The sequence below is a fragment of the Terriglobus roseus genome (genome assembly GCF_900102185.1).
Taxonomy (GTDB): Bacteria; Acidobacteriota; Terriglobia; order Terriglobales; family Acidobacteriaceae; genus Terriglobus; species Terriglobus roseus_A.
The window spans coordinates 4199377-4217152 of the sequence record NZ_LT629690.1 but is presented as its reverse complement, the minus strand read 5'-3'; the positions used below and the strand labels follow the sequence as shown (position 1 = coordinate 4217152).

Below are 17776 nucleotides of genomic sequence, written 5' to 3'. Positions count from 1 at the left end.
CCCATTGGGGTTAGAGGCAAAATCGTCTTTCTAAAGGAGTTAGGGCCGCGCGTGCGTGGCCCTTTTCTCTTCTGTTTCTATTTTAGTGAGTTCGGGGAAATAACATGCCAGCTCTATTTGCTTTGATTTGTTGGGCTTGAGTGGTCAAGGGGCTTGACAGCGTGCTGTTGCGGCGGTGCTTTGGTTCACTCACGAACGCTGACGTTTGAGTGGAGGACGTGAATTGGATTGCAGTGATGCAATGCCCGCGAGGATTACATCGATTCCGGCGAGAAAGTCTGCGCGATCATCGTGGTTTCGTATCCGTCCGACGACGGTGCTCACGAACGGATGTTCCTTCGGGTCGAGCTGTGACCATGCGGTGGCCACCACGTCGAGGAAGTGGGCGCGATCAAGATTTTTCGCTCTTGCGAGTTGCCGGTTGGCGGCGTTCTGCCTGCTGACGCCCAGGATGAAGGCCATCAATGTTCCCGTGGCATTCCATTGCTGATCGTCAGGCACTCCGAGCGCTTGAATCTGCTGGCCGATGGGCTCAAGAACACGCACGACAGGGAGCGCTCCCGGAGAGCTTGTGAGGGCTGAGCCTAGCCAGGGGTGCGCGTCGATCAGGTCAAACAGGGCGAGCGCTACGGCACGAATCGTTTCGTTCGGGGTGGTAACCGGAATCTGGCTCATTGTTCGGGCGACCAAGCTGTCGCAGGCTGCAATGAGCAGATCGCTTTTGTTGGCGATATGCCAATAGAGAGCACCGGGACCAGTCGCCAGCCGTTCAGCAAGCGCTCGGAATGTCAGCCCTTCTTCACCATCGCTATCCAGCAGCTCAATGGATGCCTGGATGATGTTTTCGCGTGAAAGGGATTCTTCACGCCTTGGACCGCCCTTTCGCTGCTTCACCATGGCTTTATCTTGACACAGAAATGGAACAGCGTTCCAATATGAATGGAACGGCGTTCCACTGGCGCTTTGATCGGACGGAACTGCCCTGAGGATTCGATGTATGAGTGGACTGGATGGAAAGAAGATTGCGATTGTTGGTGGTGGACCGGGTGGGCTGACGCTGGCCCGATTACTACAGCAGGGTGGCGCACAGGTGCTGGTGTATGAGCGTGACCAGAGCCGCAGTGCGCGTGTGCAGGGTAGCGCACTGGACCTGCATGAGAACTCCGGGTTGGCGGCGCTTGAAGCTGCCGGTTTGATGGATGCGTTCTGGGCGAACCATCGGCCTGACCTTGATCGACTTCGCCTTACCGATGCTGCGGGAACGGTTCTGCATGACCATCCTCGCCAGATGTCGGGTGCCGGGAAGCGTCCGGAGATTGAGCGTGGTCCGTTGCGCGATCTTCTGCTCGACTCACTTCAACCTGGCACCGTGCAATGGGATTGCAAGCTGGAAGCTGCAGAGATGCAGGGCGAACAGGTGCTGCTGCGTTTTGCGGGTGGGAGGACAGCCGTTGCCGATATCGCGATTGGCTGCGACGGTGCGAACTCTCGTTTACGTGAATTAGTGACTCCGATCCGGCCAGAGTATGTGGGCGTGTCGCTGGTGGAGTGCCTTGTGCGTGCGGGGGCGCAGACGATACCGGAGCTATGGGAGCTTCTTGGTGGATCCGCGTTGATCGCCCTGGGTGGCGAAAGGACGATTGGCATGGGAACCAAGCCCGATGGCAGTGTGCTGGTTTATGTGGGGCTGAAGACACAGGACACTGCTGCGAGGGAGAGCCTTGAAGAAGCGAGCACCCCGGCGCAACGCGTGGCATGGTTCCACGCGAACTTTGAGGGATGGAGTACGTTGTGGGAACCGCTCTTTCGGGAGGCTGTGTCGATGGTGTGGCGTCCGCTGCTGGTTTGCCCGGCTGATCAACATTGGGATGCAAAACCCAATGTCACGCTGATTGGTGACGCAGCCCACGTGATGCCACCGTATGCAGGGGAAGGCGTGAACATGGCGATGCTTGATGCGCTGGTGCTGTCCAGACTTCTGCTTCATGAAGCGTCATCTGCTGAGGCGATTGCAAAGTATGAGGCGGAGATGTTCGCCCGGATGCAGCACATGACGGCAGACACGATGACGAATACAGAGATGTTCTATGCGCCGGATGCTGCTGATCGTGTGGTGGCGTTGTTTCGTAGGTTTGGTGATGCTGAAATGACACGGTTTAAACAGACGACTAAAAACTGCTAACTCGTTCATCTTGTTTAATGGTCCAGCAGGATGCGAGCGGCAAGTTGGTTTTGTGATCCCCAGGAGAATCTATGTCGTCACGCGAGCAGATGATTGCGGTGGTTGAGGAGTATTTGAATTGCTTCTCAACGAAGGACACTTCAAAGATTGCCTTTGCAGATGACGTAACGTTTGAAGGCCCGCGCATGCCTAAGCTTCAAGGTCGACAGATGGTGTTAGGGTTTCTGTCGAGCATTCTGCCGATGGTCAAGGGCATTGAGTTGAAGCAGCACATCGTAGAGGGTGATTACGTTGCAACGCTGTTCGACATGGAGACGATAGCCGGCGTGGATCACGTCTTTGATCTCATCCACATTCCAGACGGAAAGATCAAAGGCATACAGGCTTTTTACTATCCTCGTGAAACTCCGGACGCACAGGCATAACACTGTCGTTGCCTGTCAGGAGTTGTGATGCGCACGTTCACTATGGTCTTGAAGGCAGTGTGCGTGTTAGCGCGGTGAAGGCGTTTTTATCGTCGAGGGCGAGGGCGAGGATCATGCCTCCTTCAAGCAGGGCTACGACTTGAAATGCCCATTCGCGTTCTGCTCGCTTGGTAGTTGTGGAACGCTGTTTGTTCAGCAAGTAAGCAATCGCGAGTTCGAAGAATCTTTTTGCCTCGGCTCCTACAGGCGATGGCAGCGAGCCGTGAACGCTGCCTAATACGCCGCAGAGGCAGGCTTTGTCATCGCGACGGATGGCTTGTGAAAAGGCGTCTGCGAGTGCCTTGGTGCGGTCCTGAGGAGAGTCAGGCAATGACTCAAAGAAGCGGTCTGTATATCGACGCGCGACCTCGACGCCGAGATCGGCTTTGGTTGGGAAATAGTAGTGGACGCTTGAGCTCTTGATGCCTACTTCTTTGGCAATCTCGCGAAAGCTGAAGGCGTCGTAGCCGCTTGATCGGATTTGACGTTCGGCCGCATCCAGCAATTCGTCGCGCATGTCACTCATGTTCGGGCTCGCAATCTCTGTTCTTACCTTCCCATGGTATGCTCTTTTCAATCTCTATCTATCACTAGATAGACGGGAGATTTCAAGGAGGCGAGATGAGATTTAAAGGCAAGGTGGCTGTTCTGACGGGTGCGGGTTCCGGCATTGGTAAGGAAACTGCGAAGCGGCTGGTGAGCGAAGGCGCGCGGGTTGTGATCAACGGTAGAGACAAAGCGAAGCTTGAGGCAGCGGCGAACGAGATCGACTCGACGGGGAAGAATGTTGCGATCTCAGCAGGAGACATTGCCCTGCCCGCGACGGGACAGGCTGCGGTTGATCTTGCGGTGGAACGCTTTGGTCGATTGGATGTGTTGGTGAACAACGCTGGTGTGTTCAACCCGAAGCCATTTCTTGAATTGACCGAGGGCGATTATGACTGGTACCTGGACACGATTCTGAAAGGGAAATTCTTTACTGCGCAGGCTGCGGCGAAGGCGATGAAGGAGCATGGCGGAGCGATTGTGCAGACTGGATCGATGTGGGCCATTCAGGCAATCGGCGCTACTCCTTCTGCGGCTTATTCCGCTGCGAATGCGGGTGTTCATGCCATGGTGCGTAACCTGGCGATTGAGCTGGCTCCGCACAAGATCAGAGTGAATGCTGTTGCGCCTGCGGTCGTGGAGACGCCTGTGTACAACACATTCATGTCTGACGATCAGGTGGCGAAGACGCTGCCGACGTTCAACGCGTTTCATCCATTGGGGCGCAACGGTCAGCCGAAGGATGTTGCCGAGGCGATTCTGTTTCTGGCTTCAGACGAGGCTTCGTGGATCACCGGTGCGGTGTTGCCTGTGGACGGTGGTGTTACTGCTGGACGCAGCTAACGGGAGAGCTTTGGCCAGCGGGTTATTCGGAGCGTAGCGCTTCTACTGCGTCGACCCTTGCGGCTCGTACTGCGGGAACTGCGGAGGCGATGACGGCTGCGCACAGGATGGCTACGGCGGAGGCGATGAATGCGAGTGAGCCGGGTTGATGAATCTCTGTGACGTAGCTGGCGACGATGCGGGAGACTGCGAAGCCTATCGCTACGCCTGCGGCGACTCCGATGCCGGCCATCACCACACCTTCGACCAAGACGATGGTGAGGATGTTGCGCGGGAGAGCGCCCATGGCCATGCGGATTCCGAATTCGCGTGTGCGGCCGCTGACGGAGAACGCGAGGACGCCTGCCACGCCCACCACAGAGATTAAGAGAGCAACGGCGGCGAATCCGCCGAAGACGATTGCGTTGAGGCGGTCCGGGGTGAGTACCTCGGCGCGGACGTCGCCGAGTGTGCTGGCCTTTTCAACGGGCTGGTCTGCGGAGAGGTCATGCACGATTTTGGTGATGGTGGGGACGAGTGAATACGCGTCCTGGTTGGAGCGAACGAAGAGCCGGCCGGTCCATCCCTGTTCCTGTTCGACGGGCTCGTAGATGGTCATGGCTGGCGCGGGGATGATGTTTTCGTCGTCGAAGTCAGGGACTACGGCGATGATGCGTCTTGGCTCAGGGCTGATGCCTACGAACTTGATGACGCCGTCAGTCCACTGCACTTTGCGGTTGAGCGCGTCCTGGCCGGGGTAGAGCAGTTTGGCGAGGCTCTGGCTGATGATGACGACGCGTTCGGTGCGATCGCGGTCGCTGTCTTTAAAGTCGCGTCCTTCTTGAATGGGCACGCCGAAGGTATCGAAGAAGCCTGGCGATACGACACGAAACTTCGCGCGGAAGTCCTGGCCGTTGTCACGCTTGGCGCCTTCCGCGGCGAATTGAAAGCTGATACTTAGGCCGCGGTCATCGCGCCAGGGAGTGCCAAAGCCCGAGGAGACGCGCTCGACTCCGGGCAGTGCGGCGACGCGACGTTGCACTTCCTGATAGAAGGCGTCGACCTGCAGCGGTGTCTTGCCGTAGGACATGAGGGGAAGATTCACGGCAAGGACGTTGTTGGAGGCAAATGGCGGGCGTGTTTGCTCGAGCACGAACAGCGTCTTCATGAGCACGCATGCTCCGGCGAGCAACACGAAGGATGCTGCGATCTGCGTGACGGCGAAGATGCGGAGGCGACGACTGCTGCCGCCGGCTACGCGCGCTCCACGACCGGAGAGGCCGCCCTGTGGTGAGTCTGCTGAGGGGAGGCGCGGAATGTATGCGAGGAAGATGGCGGCGATCAACGCGAGTCCAACGCCGAACCACACGAGGCTGAAGTCGAGTGTGAGGTCGTTGGCACGGACGGAGAAGCGCGATGCATAACGACCGAGGACGGCGACCATAGGGATAGCCAAGGCCACTGCCGCGACTGCGCCACTTCCGCAGAGGATGAGGCTTTCCGCTAATAGAGACCGGCGTAGTGCGGTGTTGCTTGCGCCGAGCGCGGAGCGTATGGCGAGTTCAGATTCGCGGCGGACGGTTCGTGCGAGAACGAGATTGGCGACGTTGGAACTGGCGATGACGAAGAGAAGGCCGGATGCGGCGAAGAGAATCCACAAGATGGTGTTGGCTCGTGAATTGATCTGTTCGTGCATGCGGGTTACGTCGATTTTGTAGTGGTCCTCTGGCTTGTAGACCTCAGGGTGCGCGGAGACCATGGCACCGTAAACGCTACGAATTTCGGCGCGTGCGTTGTCCAGAGTTGCGTTGGGAGAAAGTCGCGCGAAGACCTCGGTCATGCGGTGTTCACGGCCCGTGACCATGGTGGCGGAGAGGTGATGCGGGCTGGTGACGAGGTTGGCGATGATCTCCGTGGCGACGGGATAAGGAACGGATGGTTCAAGAACGCCAACCACGGTAGCGGAGCGTGCGCCGGTGGGGCCTTCGAGCCGCACGTTTTTGCCGAGCACGCTGGGATCGGAGTGCAGTGAGTTCCGCCAGAAGTTATAGGTGAGCACCACGGCTCCGGCGGCATTCTGGCCGTCGTCGGCTGGAGTGAGCAGACGGCCGATGACGGGGTGAAGGCCCATGACTTCGAAGTAGTTTCCATCGACTACGCCTGCCGGAATTTCGCGAGGTGTGCCGAGGCCTACTACGGTGAAGTCGACCTCGGAGAATGTGCCGAGTTCCTTGATGGATTTGAGGTTGCTGCCGATGTCCTTGATCTCAGGGACGGAGAAGGTGGCGTTTTCCTGGTTGAGCCCTGGGGCGCTTTGGCGGAGATAGAGCAGCCGATCTTCGTCCTGGTTCGCCAGCGGGCGAAGCAGCACGGCGCGCACCACGCTGAAGATGGCGGCATTGGCGCCGATGCCCAAAGCCAACGTAAGGGCGACTGTGATCCACAGCGCAGGAACGCGCGACAGGGAACGTGCGGCTACTTTCAAATCGTGAACGAACGACATCCTCGCACCTCGGTTCAGGCGGGTCAGGGGGTTCCGCCTTTACTAGCTCGACGAGCGAACGGCCCCTGATTCGACAAATCGTCGAAGAAATTTTTGCATAAACGGTTTTTCGGTGTCCTCAGTTACGTGAAGCGAGAGCGGCGCCTCGCAGTGCGCCTCGTCTTCCGGGAGCGTTTTGCAGTGCGGCTGCGAAGGCTTCGGAGGCTGCCTTTGAGTTCGACTGTAGGAGTAAGAGGTCTCCTAACTGTTCGCGGGCTGGGACGATTGGGCCTGGAGTTAGCGGGAGTTTTTCGATTCCGTCTTCTTCGTCGGCAGCGGTGCGGAGGATGGTTGCGGCTTGCGCGGGTTGATGGGAAGCCTGCGCTGACCATGCCATGATTTCAAGCTTCATGATCTGGACCTGCGAGGTCCAGTAGCTGTTGCCTGCTGCTTGTAGACGATCTTCGAGTGATTGGAGCGTTTTGGCTTCTTGCTCTGATTGCTGCGGATGACCGCTGCGTGCGTGGCCGAGTCCGCGTGCCCATACGGCGATGGCCGTGACTTGCGGTGGTGCCGTGTCAGATGGATTCGTTACCTGCTGCGCTTCGTTCCACTTCTGGCGTTCGACGATGTAGCGGATGGGCATGGCTGTGGCTGCGTAGCCGACCTTAAAGTCGTTCATGCGCAGGTTGTTCATTGCCTTGAGTTGCTGAATTGTGAGCAGGGCTTTTTGATCGTCTCCGTTTTGCAAGTAGGCGTAGACCAGATAGTCCATGGCGTGCAGCTCTTCGCCGATGTCGTTCTGCTGTTGTGCGGCTTTTCTTGCGGCGAGATTGGATGTGATGGAGTCGTTCCATAAGCCGAGTCGCGTGAAGATGTGGGACGGCATGTGTAGCGCATGCGGCGCTGAGGGAGCTATGCCTGCGTAGACTCGCGCGGCGGGGAGACCTTGCGAAGCCAGCTCCTGGTTGTCGCAGGCGTGGATGAGATAGTGCGGGATTCCGGGGTGATCGGGATATTTGCGAAAGAGCGGTTCGAGGATTCCTGCTGCTTGTTTCTGTTTGCGATGTTCTCTGTCTAACGGCGAGGCGTTGGAGATGAGCGCCAGTGCGTAGAAGACTTGTGCTTCGGGGTCATTAGGGTTCGCTGTCGCGATCTGTTGCATGGCTTCTTCGTAGCGCGATGCTCTTGTGCTGTATGGGACTGAGGTATCGCTGACGATGAAGCTGAAGGCCTGGATGAATGCTCGCTCACGTTCTGTGGCGTGAAGCGCTGCGGCTTGGGTGATCTCTTGCTTTGCCGCCGCGGTATCCGCAGGTGATGGGGGAATATCCCATAGCTGGTGATAATGCGTCATGGCACTGCCCCAATGGGCGATGGCGCAGTTGGGGTCTTGATGGGCTACGTGATGGAAGCCTTCGTCCGCCTCTTTGTAGGTGAAGGAGTGCAGGAGCGCTACGGCGCGATTGAATTCTGGTTGCACCTGAGGCTTGCACAACGTTGCGAACGACACGCTGCCCAGCTTTTCGGGCGCGGGGTGATTGTGCTGTTCCTGAGCGCTTAGAAGAGTGAGAGCGGCGAGGGGCGCGATGAGGATCGTTCTAAGAATGTGAACCTCCCAGGAAGCACAAACGAAGCCGATTTCTCTCGAATGTTACGCCACAGCCATTTTGTTCTGTAGGGGTTTCCTCAGCGGCGTTTGCGTTTGCTGTCGAGGGTTGGCCAGTAGGCGAGCGGCTTTTCGTAGAGGTCGCCGGTGAGGTCAGCGACTACAGAGGTGAGGCGAGACTGCGCGTCGCTGATGGCCTGGTTGTAGACGAGCGGGCCGATCTCTTCGAGGAGGTAGTCGAGAAGCATGCCTGCGGGGAGGTCGCCGATGGGCTCGGGGAGGTTCTCTTCGAAGTAGCGTTTGATGGATGCGATGGCGTCGGTGCGCTGCTGGCGATTGAGTTCGATGGACATGGGTTTGCTTTCCAGTGAAATCGTAGTTGGAAGAGAAGAATGCAGGTCCTTCGGCTTCACTTCGTTTCGCTCAGGATGACGGTCTTTGACCGTATGAGCTTCGCTGGTTCGTGCTGTCGGCTAAACCAGTCCGGCGCGTTGCTGGTGGTCGGCGATGGCGGCGTTGATTTCCAGCGCGAGGGCGAGGGCGTTGCGGCCGTTGTGGCCGGTGACGCGGGGTTCCTGCCGGGTGCGGATGGCGTTGAGGAAGTCTTCGATTTCGAGGCGCAGGGGTTCGCCGGGTTCCGTGGGTATTTTGCGAAGGGACAGGCCTGCGGAGGGATGTTCCTCGGTGGGGATGGGTGAGTCTGCTGCCTGTTGCGTGGTTCGCAGGGAGGCGAGGTGCGCTTCGACTTCTTCTGCGGTGTGCGATTCGTCGCGGCCGGTGGATGCGGCGAAGAGTGCCTGCATTTGCGTGGCGGTGAGGGAGGCGGCTGCTGTGACGTCGATCATGAGCAGGTCCTGCCGCGCGAAGTCGAGCGAAAGGTATTGGTGCGGCTGGAAGAAACGCAGCTTGCGGACGCGCTCGGTGGAGATGCGCGAGGCGGTGAAGTTGGCGACGGCTCCGCTTTCGAACTCGACACGGACGTTGGCGATGTCGGTCTTCTTCGACAGGACAGGCAGGCCGACGGCGCGGACTTCGCGGACGGGGGAGTCGGCGAGGGTGAGCACGATGTCGAGGTCGTGGATCATGAGGTCGAGCACGACATCCACGTCGAGCGAGCGCGGCGTGAAGATGCTGAGCCGGTGCGACTCGAAAAACATGGGCTGGTGGACGAGCGAGGTGGCCGCTGTGACCGCCGGGTTGAATCGTTCGAGGTGGCCTACCTGCACGATGCAGCCGTGTTCGCGGGCGGCGGCGAGGATGCTGTCCGCCTCGGCGAGCGATGAGGCGATGGGTTTTTCGATCAGGACGTCGATGCCGGCCTCAAGCAGCGCGATGGCTGCGGAGGCGTGGTGGACGGTGGGCGTACAGACGCTGGCGGCGGCGATGCCGAGGCCGGCGGCGAGCAGATCGTCGACTGAGGCGAAGACGGGGATGCCGTATTCCGTGGCGACAGCGGCGCGGGCGGATTCGCTGGGGTCTGCGCAGGCGGCGAGACGGATGCCCGCACCGGCCTGTTCCAGCGCGCGATAGACGCGGAGATGGTTGCGCCCGAAGGCTCCGGCGCCGATAACGGCGATGGCCGTGGCGCCGGATGGAGCGATGTGGCTCATGGGGTTACTTCGCTTCGACAGCCTGGCGGCAACGGCCGTAAAGCTCAAGCAGAGCTGCAACCTGATCGTCGGACTTGGGCGTGGCGGTGCCAGCGAATCCGGGTGTACCGCCGCCGGTGGACTTGACCACATTGGTGGTGGAGGCAATGAACTTCAGCAGATCGAGCGCGATGTCTTCGGTACGGCGGGCAGCGCTGGGGATGGGCAGTTCCATGGACAGTTTCCTCAGTTTCTGAGGATACCCGATGCAACCTTTTGTGTGCTTTGAGCAATCTGTAAGTTGTTGATTACAGGTGAGGAACCCGACAGAATACGCCGAAACACTAGTATTTTGCGGTCGAAGTTGGTAGGCTGACACAGGTTTGAGGGTTCTGCCGATCCCCCAAAACCACAGTGCTGACAGGTTTCGGGCTTACCAGTCCACCTGCTGCCCAATCCGCGCGAGGCGCAGGCACACAGTGCCGCTCCAGTCGCGCAGAAGTGCCAAGGCGACGGCAAGATCGCCAAATCCCAAAGAAAGAAGACAGGAAGACAGCGGAGCTCAGGGACATTGTCGTGCGTTTTTAACTGTCGCGATTTGCGACAGCAAGAAAGCCGGCGAACCTACCCTGTGACCAGCACAAGCAGAAACACGCGCGCGCTCGTTGATTTATCTCCGCCCCATTGCTCCTGGTTTAGCAGGCAGTTCATTGATCCACTCAACCGAAATCGGTTCGGACAACACTCTCCAGATCCACCCCGCGAAATTTACCCGCGGATTTGTATCACTTTCTCGCACCCTGTTACGCAGCCGCGCCGTTGTGCGGTTGGCCCGCAAGCGTCACTCGCTTGCCCTGGGACTGGCATTGGCCACCGGTGCTGCTGTTTCTGCCGCTTACGCCACGGTTACCGTGGTGACGCATCAGGTGGATTCACACACACGTGTTGAGCCTCTGGCACCCGCACCTGCGCCTCCCGCCGCTCCGCCGGTGGAACTGACGAAGAAGCGTCATCCGATTCTGAATTTCCGCGCGACTGCTTTCCGCGGACTGGCCTCCTGGTATGGAGAGGTCTGGAATGGACGCACTACCGCCAGTGGCGAAACCTTTGATGAAACCAAGCTGACCGCCGCACACAAGACTTTGCCGCTGGGCACAATTGTCCGCGTGACGGACATGGAGAACATGAAGTCAGTGGTGGTGAAGATTAATGATCGTGGAACACTGGCTCCTGATCGCGTGATTGACCTGTCGTCTGCCGCAGCCAAAGAGCTTGGCATTATTGAGCAGGGATTGGCGAAGGTGAAGCTGGAGATTATTAAGAAGGCTTCCTAACCGTTTCTCAGAGAGAACGACTTTCACGAAAGGGTCCGCGCTGCGCGGACCCTTTGTGCGTTTGCCTTTTACTTACACGCGACGGAAGCGGAGTGCCTGGCGGGACTTTACCTTCATGCGGATTTTTGTTTTGCCTGTGTGTGTGCCGGGTACAGGTGTTGCGGTCGTGGTGAGTGGGTCAATGAGTTCTGCGGTGAAGGTTCCTTCCGGTAATGGAAACTCGTACCAGATGGGTTGATGTTCATCCATGAAGTAGAGGATGGTTTGCGCCTGTTTGCCGTCTGCGCCGCCGTAGACCGTTGCGTTGAGATAGTAAGGCTTGTCTTGTGCGAAGAAGCCCATGCGCGCGTTGGGTATGGGTGCGGACTCTTCGACGAGTTTGCGTAACTGCGCGATGGCTGCGGAGCTTTCGCCGTGCAGCGTGCCGCCGTGTGACCACCAGAGTGTGGGTGTGGTGTCTTCGTTGAAGGCTTCTTCTGTTTCGGGCAGGTAGGTTTCGCCGTGCGTGACGTAGCAGCCGTTGATGACGCCGAGCCAGAAGCGGCGCGTCATTTCTGCGGCGCTGATGTTGCCCCAACGTCTGTTGAGATTCCCTTCGTACTTACATTCGTCGAAGATGACTGGCTTCTTGTATGCGGCGAGCCACTGCGGGGCTTTATCGAACTCGTCGGTTTGCAGGCTGGCGTGTGTGATCCATGGGTGGCCGTAGTCGTACATGATGGTGCCGTGGTGAATGCTGCGCAGGTGATGGTGTGCGTCGGCTGCTTCGAGAACGTGGAAGAGACGATCGAAGTCGGCAAGGGTCTTTTGTTTCATGAAGTCCCACTCGTTGGCCATGGACCACCACACGTTGCGATAGGCACCGAGGCGCGCGACGACGTAACGCAGATAGAACGCGTCAGTCTCTGGCGACATGGATTGATAGCCCCAGCGGTCGTAGGGATGAAACAGAATGAGGTCGGCTTCGATGTTGAGCTTTTGCAGATCGAGGATGCGCTGTTCGAGATGCGCGAAGAAGTGGGGATCGAAGCGTGTGTAGTCGTTGGTGGTGCCGTTGCGCGGGAAGGGGTAGAACGGCGGTTCGTTGTGGTTGTACTCGTAGTGCTTTGGGAAGATGCACATACGGATTTTGTTGAAGGGTGCGGACATTAGCGTGGCTAACGTTTGCTGTTGCAGGGCCTCGCTTTGATGAATCCATGCGTAGCTTGTTGTGCCGAAGGGGAAATAAGGTGTGCCGTCGGCGTATGAGAAGTGCTGCGCGTTGTGAACGACGATGGGGCCGTGTGCGTTTGGGAATGGCTTCGTCACGGTGAAGCTGCCGGTCTTGCCTGTGAGCGATGCGTTGTTGCTGGCGGTGGTGTAAGTCCATTCGCCCACGGTGTCAGGCATGAAGCGGACTTTGTAGTTGCCTTCGCCGTCGTAAAAGCCCGGGACATGAACGCTGCGGTAGCCGAGGCGGAAGTCTGCAGAGAGATCGACTTCCATGAATGGGTTGCCGGTGGCGGGGCCTTGCAGCGTGAGTTCGAAGATCTCCCACTGCGGGATGGGCGTGTGTTGCTGGCGCGCTTTTGGTTGTTGCGCGGTGAGGGTGGCGGGCAACAGGGCAGCGGCGGCTCCGCTGAATTTCAAGGCATCGCGACGAGTGAGGTTTCGCACGGCAATAGCGTATCTGGTTTGCGAGACAAAAATTCAGGAACGGAGGCGGGAGTTTCTGCGTATGGAACACCAAGGAACCGAACCCCTCGCCCTTTCATCGCGTTTTGATGTTTGGTTCTGTGTTCCAACACCCGGGAGTTTTCATTCGATGTGCCTACGATTGATGCGCGCGCTTTTGTTTGTTGTGTTCCTTGTTGTCCCTGTAGCTGGCTTTTCGTTGCGTGCGCAGGAACCCGTGGCAGCCGCACAGACGCGGGCGCTGCCGGTGTGGGACGTTGTGAGTATCAAGCCGCACAAGCCGGGCGATGATGACGTGAGCGAGCGCTTCTCGCCCGCGATCTACTCGGGGCGCAATGTGACCTTCAAGATGTTGATCAGCCAGGCGTACGGCGTGAAGGAGTGGCTGATCTTTGGGGTGCCTTCGTGGGTTGGTTCGCAGCGCTGGGATATTGAAGCGAAGGTAAGCGAGCCGGATATGAAGGTGATGCGCAAGTTGAGCCGCGACGATCGGCGAGCCATGCTGATTACCCTGCTGCGCGATCATGTGGGACTGGTGGCGCATAAGGAATCGAAGGTGCAGCCGGTGTTTGAGATGACGGCTCTGCCGGAGGGTGTGAAATTTAAGGCTGTGCCTGCACCTTCGAGTGCTGAGAGCGGTGAGAAGCCTTCGCAGGGAAGCCAGATGACGGTGGACGATGGTTTGATCAGCGGCAGAGGCGTGACCATGACGACGCTGGCCGACACGTTGTCGTATCGGGTGGAGCGCAACATTGTGGACCGTACCGGACTGAAGTCGGAATACGGCTACATCATTGATCTGCACTGGACACCCGAGGAACGCGACAAGGGCAATGACAACGGCAGTGGGACCGATGCTCCTCCACCATTTTTTGAGGCTGTGCGCGAGCAGCTTGGATTGAAGATGGTGCCGGGTAAGGCTGAGGTACCGACGGTTGTGGTGGAGCACATTCAGCAGCCGGATGCGAACTGAGAGTTTCTGCATTCTGATGCGGCGGTTGATACGGATACCATCGTGACGGCGTTTCGCGCCCTCATCCACCACTATGCTCACTTTGAATCGTTGCCGCGTGTTTGCTTTTGCTCTTGTCCTTTGTGGCGTGGGCTCTGCGATGTGCCATGCTCAGACGCCGTATACGGGGCAGTTGCCGGTGTTTGATGTGGTGACGATTAAGCCGCATAAGCCGGGCGATACGAACACCAACGTGAATCGCAGCCCGACCAGCCTGCAGGCGACCAACATCTCGTTGAAGGAGATGATTGCGGGCAACTTCAACGTGAAGGCGTGGCTGATCTTTGGGCTGCCTCCGTGGGCGGAGTCGCAAAAGTGGGACATTGTTGCGAAGGTGAGTGATCCTGACCCGGCGACGATGAAGAATCTTTCACGCCAGCAGCGCGATGACATGGTGAAGGCGTTGCTGAAGGAGCGCTTTGGTTTGCAACTGCACATGGATAGCAAGGTGCAACCGGTGTTTGAGATGACGGCGATGCCGGACGGCGTGAAGTTTAAGGAGAGTGCGCCGCCACCGAAGAATGATGATGGAACGCCGGGTAAAAATCCGGGTGCGAGCATGAGCACTTCAGACAATCACATGGTGGCGCATCACATCGCCATGAAGGCGTTTGCGGAGAACCTGTCGTATCGGGTGGAACGGACGGTCATCGATAAGACGGATATGCATAGCGAGAACGGCTATGACCTGGAACTCTCGTGGACGCCCGAGGCGCTGAACAACGGCGGCGACAATGGCTCGGGGCAGGAGGCTCCGCCGCCGATCTTCGAGGCTGTGAAGGATCAGCTGGGGTTGAGGCTGACGCCTGCAAAGGCCGAGGTGCCGACCATTGTGATTGACCATGTGCAGATGCCGGATGCGAATTAATTCTTTCTGCGTTCCGTAAGGACGGGTTGTGCGGATACCATCGTGACGACGTTCGCGTCCTACCAACAACCATGCTCTCTCTGAATCGTTGTCGCCTGTTTGCACTGGCCCTTGTCCTTTGTGGCATGGGCTCCGCGTTGTGTGCTGCCCAGACGCCGAAACCTTCGCTGCCAACCGACACCGGAGGGTACACGGGAGAGCTGCCGCAGTTTGATGTGATGTCGGTGAAGCCGCACAAGCCCGGCGAAGACATGATGCGCGTCCGGTGGGGCGGCACGGATTATCACGCAGAGAATATGACGGTGAAAGCCATGATCTCCAATGTCTATGGCGTGAAGGCGTGGCTGGTGTTCGGCCTGCCCGCGTGGGCTGAGTCTTCGCACTGGGACATTGATGCGAAGGTGAGTGCGCCCGACATGAAGGTGATGGACAAGCTGACGGGCGAGCAGCGACGGGCCATGATTGGCGGCATTTTGAAAGAACGTTTTGGCCTGGTGATCCGTCAGGAGACAAAAGTGCAGCCGGTGTTTGCGATGTCGGTGATGCCGGATGGGCCAAAGTTTAAGGAAAGCCCCGAGCCACCGCCTCCACCTGAAGGCGAGAAGCCGAAGCCACGTGGGATGTGGCGCATGTCGCCGGGTTCGCTCTCCGCGACCTCAATGGGGATGACACAGATTGCGGATAGCCTGTCGTATTTTGTGGAGCGCACCATCGTGGACAAGACGGGGCTCACTGGGAAGTACGACATCGAGATGAAGTGGACGCCAGAGGACCGCGCCAATGCAACAACAGATAACGGTGCGGGCGATGCGCCACCGGCGATCTTTGAGGCGCTGAAAGAACAATTGGGGTTGAAACTGACGGCGGACAAAGCGCCTGTGGCTACGGTTGTCGTCGACAAGATTACACAGCCGGAAGAGAACTGATTCTTTGCTTGCTGAAAGGACTGCGAGATGAAGATGGCGAAGGCAATGATTGCGATGGTGATGGTGTTGCCTTGTGTGGCAGTGTCGCAAGAGAAGACGCCGGTGCAGTTCGACGTGATTACGGTGAAGCCGCACAAGGAAAGCGGCGGCATGAGCGGCTGGCACTGGACGAGCACCGGCATTGAGATGACCAACGTCTCGCTGAAGACGATGATCTCTACCTCAAACAGCGTGCAGCCGTGGCTGGTGTTCGGTTTGCCTTCCTGGGCAGTGTCGTCACGATGGGACATTCTGGCGAAGGTGACTGATCCAGAGACGAAACCGATTGAAAAGGTCACGACGAAGGAGCGGCTCGCATTGATTGGAAGCATTGCCCATGACCGGTTTGGGCTGGTGGAGCACAACGAAACCAAGGTGCAACCGGTGTTTGTGATGACGATGATGCCGGATGGTGTGAAGTTCAAGGAGAGTCCGCCACCGCCGAAGGGAGAGCCGGAGCCGAAGTTTGGGCGTGGTTCGTTTCTGATGAACGACGGTGTGGTGCAGGCCAAGTATGTGAAGATGGCATTCCTGGCGGATATGCTGTCGCCGCATTTGGAGCGCACCGTTCTGGATAAGACCGGCCTTACGGGCGAATACGACTTTGAAATTCATTGGCAGCCAGAGTCGCGCACGAAAGGCGCGGACAATGGTGCTGCGGATAGTGATGCTCCACCGACGATCATTGAAGCTGTGAAGCAACAGCTTGGATTGAAGATGACTACGGATAAGGCGCCTGTGCCTACTGTTGTCGTCGACAAGATTGAGCAGCCTGAGGCGAACTGATGTTGCTTAAGACGGCGCTGCGCTCTGTGGGTGTGCTTCTGTTGATGCTGGCGACGTGGCCTGCTGCGTGGTCACAGAGCGCGCCACAGTTTGATGCCATTGTGGTGCGGCAGCATGATCCGCATGATGTCAGTCAGGATGGAGGCATTCATTGGGGCGGCCTGGCGTTTGAAGCGAACAACGTGCCGTTGACGTTCCTGATGACGCAGGCCTTTGGCGTGAAGAAGTGGCTCATCGATGGTCTGCCTGCGTGGGCTGCGAAGAGCACGTGGGATGTAAATGCAAAAGTTGCCGCCAGCGATCTGAAGCTGATGCAGAGCCTGACGCGCGAGCAGCGCAGCCAGATGTTGCAAACCGTACTGACGGAGCAGTTCCGGCTGAGATATCACTTTGGCGAGAAGCTGCAGCCCGTGTATGAATTGAGCGTTCTGCCGGCGGGACCAAAGTTCAAAGCATCCGCAAATATCGACGGAACGAAGCGCGGTTTTGGCGGATGGACCTTTGCCGCGGGGCTGGCGCAGTGCGAGCGCATCACGATGGCGCAGTTTGCAAACGGTCTTTCGCCTTTGGTGGAACGCGTTGTGATGGACAAGACGGGCCTGACCGGTGCTTACGACATTGAAGTGCGATGGACACCAGAAAATTCCGCCAACGCAGGCAATGACAATGGCCTGGATGCGACGGCCGCGCCGGGCATTGTGACGGCGTTGCGTGAGCAGGCAGGGCTGAGGCTGACCTCTGCGAAAGCGATGGTTCCTTTGCTGGTGATTGATGCCATGGAGCAGCCCGAGCAACAGTAAACCTTCTATGCTGAATGCATGAGCGATGTGGCGCGCGTGCTTGGTTTTGATGTGGGAGAACGGCGTGTTGGCATTGCTGTAACCGACGCGCTGGGCATGGCAAAGCCTTTGATCACAGTGGGGCGCTCGAATCAGAAGGAAGAGTTGCGCAACATTGCGCGGCTGGTGCGCAAACACAACGTTACTGCGATGGTGGTGGGGCATCCACGGAACATGGATGGCACTGCGAGTGGGCAAACGCTGAAGTGTGAGGCGTATGCGGCCGCGCTGCATGAACACTTTGCCATGCCGGTTCATTTACAGGATGAACGACTGTCTTCCGCTGAAGCGGATGCGTGGCTGGATGCGCGTGGCTATGCTCGCGGAGCGGAGCGCAAGGGCTTGCTGGATCGTGTGGCGGCGATGGTGATATTGCAGGACTGGATGGACGCGCAGAACCGAACGAACATCGCACAGAGCGACGCGCCATAACACTTCAGAAGCAGTGATTGCAGGTTCTTACAAAGAGCGCGGTGTACACCCTGACAGAATCTGGTGCAAGGGAAATCGTACCTTTCGATGTACGTATTTCTTACCGTTCTGGCACCTTTCACCAGCTTTGGTGCAAGTGATTTTTTAGTAAAAATTTTTGCGCCATAGGGCT

At 58.1% G+C, this 17776-nt stretch carries 18 protein-coding genes; 10 read left to right on the top strand and 8 right to left on the bottom strand.

Annotated elements, in window-relative coordinates; genetic code table 11:
• Positions 1-189: 189 nt before the first annotated feature.
• The gene (locus tag BLT38_RS17660; protein WP_083346366.1) at positions 190-897 is read right to left on the bottom strand and encodes a TetR/AcrR family transcriptional regulator; all 708 of its coding nucleotides are present in this window, start codon (positions 895-897) and stop codon (positions 190-192) included.
• A 100-nt stretch (positions 898-997) separates the two neighbouring features.
• Here BLT38_RS17660 and BLT38_RS17655 point away from each other — a divergent pair, with 100 nt between their 5' ends.
• Positions 998-2182, top strand: coding sequence for an FAD-dependent oxidoreductase (locus BLT38_RS17655; RefSeq protein WP_083346365.1), 1185 nt, complete (start codon positions 998-1000; stop codon positions 2180-2182).
• Between the two features lie 71 nt (positions 2183-2253).
• Positions 2254-2607, top strand: a complete 354-nt coding sequence (locus BLT38_RS17650) for a nuclear transport factor 2 family protein (protein WP_083346364.1) — start codon at positions 2254-2256, stop codon at positions 2605-2607.
• A 40-nt stretch (positions 2608-2647) separates the two neighbouring features.
• Here BLT38_RS17650 and BLT38_RS17645 read toward each other — a convergent pair whose 3' ends face one another.
• The gene (locus BLT38_RS17645) at positions 2648-3172 is read right to left on the bottom strand and encodes a TetR/AcrR family transcriptional regulator (RefSeq protein ID WP_083346363.1); all 525 of its coding nucleotides are present in this window, start codon (positions 3170-3172) and stop codon (positions 2648-2650) included.
• A gap of 95 nt (positions 3173-3267) precedes the next feature.
• Between BLT38_RS17645 and BLT38_RS17640 the strand changes: the two genes are divergently transcribed.
• Entirely contained in the window at positions 3268-4035 is a 768-nt protein-coding gene (locus BLT38_RS17640; protein ID WP_083346362.1) for an SDR family NAD(P)-dependent oxidoreductase, read from the top strand.
• 22 nt (positions 4036-4057) lie between these two features.
• On the opposite strand, the gene BLT38_RS17635 is transcribed toward BLT38_RS17640, so the two are convergent.
• The 5 genes from BLT38_RS17635 to BLT38_RS17615 form a co-directional block, all read right to left on the bottom strand.
• Complete coding sequence (locus tag BLT38_RS17635; protein ID WP_083346361.1) at positions 4058-6517, bottom strand: ADOP family duplicated permease; 2460 nt, start codon at positions 6515-6517, stop codon at positions 4058-4060.
• 118 nt (positions 6518-6635) lie between these two features.
• Positions 6636-8009, bottom strand: coding sequence for a hypothetical protein (locus BLT38_RS17630; RefSeq protein WP_231966592.1), 1374 nt, complete (start codon positions 8007-8009; stop codon positions 6636-6638).
• 176 nt (positions 8010-8185) lie between these two features.
• Positions 8186-8458 carry a DUF2164 domain-containing protein gene (locus BLT38_RS17625; protein ID WP_083346359.1) on the bottom strand — a complete coding sequence of 91 codons (273 nt, stop codon included), beginning with the start codon at positions 8456-8458 and terminating at the stop codon, positions 8186-8188.
• 120 nt (positions 8459-8578) lie between these two features.
• A complete protein-coding gene (locus BLT38_RS17620) occupies positions 8579-9715 on the bottom strand; it encodes a Gfo/Idh/MocA family protein (protein ID WP_083346358.1) in 1137 nt (378 codons plus the stop codon).
• A 4-nt stretch (positions 9716-9719) separates the two neighbouring features.
• Positions 9720-9929 (bottom strand): hypothetical protein, encoded by a 210-nt coding sequence (locus BLT38_RS17615; RefSeq protein WP_083346357.1) that lies wholly within the window; start codon positions 9927-9929, stop codon positions 9720-9722.
• 475 nt (positions 9930-10404) lie between these two features.
• Here BLT38_RS17615 and BLT38_RS20820 point away from each other — a divergent pair, with 475 nt between their 5' ends.
• A complete protein-coding gene (locus tag BLT38_RS20820; RefSeq protein ID WP_197674905.1) occupies positions 10405-11028 on the top strand; it encodes a septal ring lytic transglycosylase RlpA family protein in 624 nt (207 codons plus the stop codon).
• 72 nt (positions 11029-11100) lie between these two features.
• Here BLT38_RS20820 and BLT38_RS17605 read toward each other — a convergent pair whose 3' ends face one another.
• Positions 11101-12684, bottom strand: a complete 1584-nt coding sequence (locus tag BLT38_RS17605) for a DUF5060 domain-containing protein (protein WP_083346356.1) — start codon at positions 12682-12684, stop codon at positions 11101-11103.
• Between the two features lie 148 nt (positions 12685-12832).
• Between BLT38_RS17605 and BLT38_RS17600 the strand changes: the two genes are divergently transcribed.
• The 6 genes from BLT38_RS17600 to ruvX all read left to right on the top strand — a co-directional run bounded on the left by BLT38_RS17600 (position 12833) and on the right by ruvX (position 17604).
• Complete coding sequence (locus BLT38_RS17600) at positions 12833-13675, top strand: TIGR03435 family protein (protein ID WP_172838334.1); 843 nt, start codon at positions 12833-12835, stop codon at positions 13673-13675.
• A 97-nt stretch (positions 13676-13772) separates the two neighbouring features.
• Entirely contained in the window at positions 13773-14582 is an 810-nt protein-coding gene (locus tag BLT38_RS17595; RefSeq protein ID WP_231966591.1) for a TIGR03435 family protein, read from the top strand.
• Between the two features lie 71 nt (positions 14583-14653).
• Positions 14654-15508, top strand: coding sequence for a TIGR03435 family protein (locus BLT38_RS17590; RefSeq protein WP_156785191.1), 855 nt, complete (start codon positions 14654-14656; stop codon positions 15506-15508).
• Positions 15509-15541: 33 nt separating this feature from the next.
• On the top strand, positions 15542-16333 hold the full coding sequence (locus tag BLT38_RS17585) for a TIGR03435 family protein (RefSeq protein ID WP_172838332.1): 792 nt from the start codon (positions 15542-15544) through the stop codon (positions 16331-16333).
• Positions 16333-17133 (top strand): TIGR03435 family protein, encoded by an 801-nt coding sequence (locus tag BLT38_RS17580; RefSeq protein ID WP_083346352.1) that lies wholly within the window; start codon positions 16333-16335, stop codon positions 17131-17133. The genes BLT38_RS17585 and BLT38_RS17580 overlap by 1 nt, the downstream gene beginning before the upstream one ends.
• A gap of 18 nt (positions 17134-17151) precedes the next feature.
• Positions 17152-17604 carry a Holliday junction resolvase RuvX gene (ruvX, locus tag BLT38_RS17575; RefSeq protein ID WP_083346351.1) on the top strand — a complete coding sequence of 151 codons (453 nt, stop codon included), beginning with the start codon at positions 17152-17154 and terminating at the stop codon, positions 17602-17604.
• Positions 17605-17776: the final 172 nt, after the last annotated feature.

Excerpts from the sequence above, each read along its gene's own strand:
- BLT38_RS17590 (WP_156785191.1), top strand. The coding sequence starts at position 14,654 with ATGCTCTCTCTGAATCGTTGTCGCCTGTTTGCACTGGCCCTTGTCCTT.
- BLT38_RS17635 (WP_083346361.1), bottom strand. The coding sequence starts at position 6,517 with ATGTCGTTCGTTCACGATTTGAAAGTAGCCGCACGTTCCCTGTCGCGC.
- BLT38_RS17625 (WP_083346359.1), bottom strand. The coding sequence starts at position 8,458 with ATGTCCATCGAACTCAATCGCCAGCAGCGCACCGACGCCATCGCATCC.
- BLT38_RS17620 (WP_083346358.1), bottom strand. The coding sequence starts at position 9,715 with ATGAGCCACATCGCTCCATCCGGCGCCACGGCCATCGCCGTTATCGGC.
- BLT38_RS17580 (WP_083346352.1), top strand. The coding sequence starts at position 16,333 with ATGTTGCTTAAGACGGCGCTGCGCTCTGTGGGTGTGCTTCTGTTGATG.
- BLT38_RS17655 (WP_083346365.1), top strand. The coding sequence starts at position 998 with ATGAGTGGACTGGATGGAAAGAAGATTGCGATTGTTGGTGGTGGACCG.
- ruvX (WP_083346351.1), top strand. The coding sequence starts at position 17,152 with ATGAGCGATGTGGCGCGCGTGCTTGGTTTTGATGTGGGAGAACGGCGT.
- BLT38_RS17650 (WP_083346364.1), top strand. The coding sequence starts at position 2,254 with ATGTCGTCACGCGAGCAGATGATTGCGGTGGTTGAGGAGTATTTGAAT.
- BLT38_RS17645 (WP_083346363.1), bottom strand. The coding sequence starts at position 3,172 with ATGAGTGACATGCGCGACGAATTGCTGGATGCGGCCGAACGTCAAATC.
- BLT38_RS17585 (WP_172838332.1), top strand. The coding sequence starts at position 15,542 with ATGGCGAAGGCAATGATTGCGATGGTGATGGTGTTGCCTTGTGTGGCA.
- BLT38_RS17640 (WP_083346362.1), top strand. The coding sequence starts at position 3,268 with ATGAGATTTAAAGGCAAGGTGGCTGTTCTGACGGGTGCGGGTTCCGGC.
- BLT38_RS17600 (WP_172838334.1), top strand. The coding sequence starts at position 12,833 with ATGTGCCTACGATTGATGCGCGCGCTTTTGTTTGTTGTGTTCCTTGTT.
- BLT38_RS17615 (WP_083346357.1), bottom strand. The coding sequence starts at position 9,929 with ATGGAACTGCCCATCCCCAGCGCTGCCCGCCGTACCGAAGACATCGCG.
- BLT38_RS17660 (WP_083346366.1), bottom strand. The coding sequence starts at position 897 with ATGGTGAAGCAGCGAAAGGGCGGTCCAAGGCGTGAAGAATCCCTTTCA.